The following is a 1,817-nucleotide window of genomic DNA, read 5'->3' as shown; positions in this document are numbered from 1 at the left end:
CACCGATTAGCCGCGCAGCATTTTCGGGATAAATTCGCGAATCTCGTATTCAGCGAGAGTCGGATAATAGGCATCTTCACTCAGGATTGCATCCAGCTCTTCCCGGCTTTCAGTATCGGCAATGATCACCCCTGCTCTTTCGCGATCCGTATAGGGGCCGACCAGAACAAATTTTCCTGCGTTGAAATACTTCTCAAACCAGCTGGCGTGTTGCTTGAAAAGTGCCTCATGCTGTTGAGCTGGAATATCGCCATTCACGGTAATGTTGATGAGATACATTTTTACCCTCCCTTTTATACAGCCTTTTTTAAAGCAGGCGCAGTGTCTTTAATCGCAGCGATCAGACGTTCAGCGTGATCTTTAGCCATTACTTTCTGTTCCCGAATTTTGGCTTCATCACGACCCGCATAGCTGATCCCCAAGGTATAAATCGGGTCCTGTAAATCCAAATTGCACAACAATGCTGTGGTTTCAAATTGGGTCAGATATTGCTCAATACCGTGACCAAAGACACCTTCCGGGGAATACAGGCTCTCAGGTGCTCCGGCAGTAAAGGAGATAATCAGTTTTTTTCCACCCAGTTTTGCGGTTGAACCATGAGCAAAACCGTGAACCAATACCTGGTCAATCCATAATTTCATTAACCCCGGCACTGAATACCAGGAAAAAGGGAACTGCCAGACAATCACATCGGCGTTGAGCAAGGCTTCCTGCTCTTTTGCCACGTCGATCTTGTAGTCAGGATACAGAGCATCAAGAAAGCGAATTTCGGCCTCGGGCAGCGCTTTTGCGACTTCACCCAAGATAGTGGCATTACCAACGGACTCATTGAGATTCGGATGACCTGAAATAATCAGTACATTTTGCATTTTTAGCCTCCTTAACAGGGGTTTGTTTAACTGGAAATGAGTATAAACATCCTTGATTCTGTTTTTTAGAGCACTAATACCTTATACACTCTTAACCAAAAGCTAATAATCAAACTCTCTTTCTCCCCAGGATGACGCCATGAACAATGTCATTTACAACCAAATCCGTATTTTCCAGACCATCGCCCGTGAGGGCAGCATTACTGCAGCTGCCAGGAAACTTGAGATCACCCCCCCGTCCGTAAGCAAAGCGCTAAAACTTCTCGAGCAGCATCTCGGTCACCCGCTTTTTGTGCGTACCACGCGGCGTATTGAGCTGACGGATGCCGGGGAACAATTGGTGCAACAGACGTCGCGGGCTGTGGCGTCACTGGAAAGTGCGGTGGAAAGCATCAAAGACCTGAATCAGGTACCGTCCGGGCTGGTCAGAATTACGCTTTCACGCTTTGCTTACCTGCTTATTCTGAAGCCCTTTATGGCGGAGTTTTGCCAGAACTACCCGGGAATTCAGCTTGAGATATCCGTTTATGACGGAACGGTAAACATGGTTGAAGAACGGTTTGATTTGGGCATTCGGTTTGGCGATATCCTGGAAGAGAGCGTGGTGGCTCGCCAGTTGATGAAACCGTTTCGGGAAGGTCTGTATGCATCAGCGGCCTATCTTGCAGAACACGGCACGCCCGAACTGCCGACGGACTTGCATCAGCATCAACTGATCGGCTATCGCTTTATCACCAATAACCGCATCCTCCCGTTGATGCTGGAAGATAACGGTGAGCAATTAACCGTTGATATGCCAGGACAACTTATCAGCAATGACATTGATGTGATGACTGACGGAATACGCAGCGGTCTGGGAATAGGAAGACTGTTTGAGCCGGTGTATGAATTACAGCCCGATAAAGCGCAGTTTATCCCGGTGATGATGCCTTACTGGAAGACCTACCC

Annotated in this window: 3 protein-coding genes; 1 reads left to right on the top strand and 2 read right to left on the bottom strand. The window is 47.9% G+C overall.

The window, feature by feature from the left end; all coding sequences use genetic code 11:
- Positions 1–6: 6 nt before the first annotated feature.
- Positions 7–279, bottom strand: a complete 273-nt coding sequence (locus WCC56_RS04775) for a YciI family protein (protein WP_424691277.1) — start codon at positions 277–279, stop codon at positions 7–9.
- 14 nt (positions 280–293) lie between these two features.
- Positions 294–869: an NAD(P)H-dependent oxidoreductase gene (locus WCC56_RS04770; protein ID WP_424691276.1), complete on the bottom strand. Its 576-nt coding sequence runs from the start codon at positions 867–869 to the stop codon at positions 294–296.
- Between the two features lie 139 nt (positions 870–1,008).
- Between WCC56_RS04770 and WCC56_RS04765 the strand changes: the two genes are divergently transcribed.
- Positions 1,009–1,817, top strand: an 809-nt coding sequence (locus tag WCC56_RS04765; protein ID WP_424691275.1) for a LysR family transcriptional regulator, incomplete at its 3' end; no start/stop codon positions are given.

This window comes from Erwinia sp., from assembly GCF_049696395.1.
Lineage (GTDB): Bacteria > Pseudomonadota > Gammaproteobacteria > Enterobacterales > Enterobacteriaceae > Erwinia.
This window is presented reverse-complemented; position numbering and strand designations above follow the sequence as displayed.

What these genes read in the sequence shown, in the direction of transcription:
- WCC56_RS04775 (WP_424691277.1), bottom strand. Translation starts at nt 279, where the DNA reads ATGTATCTCATCAACATTACCGTGAATGGCGATATTCCAGCTCAACAG.
- WCC56_RS04770 (WP_424691276.1), bottom strand. Translation starts at nt 869, where the DNA reads ATGCAAAATGTACTGATTATTTCAGGTCATCCGAATCTCAATGAGTCC.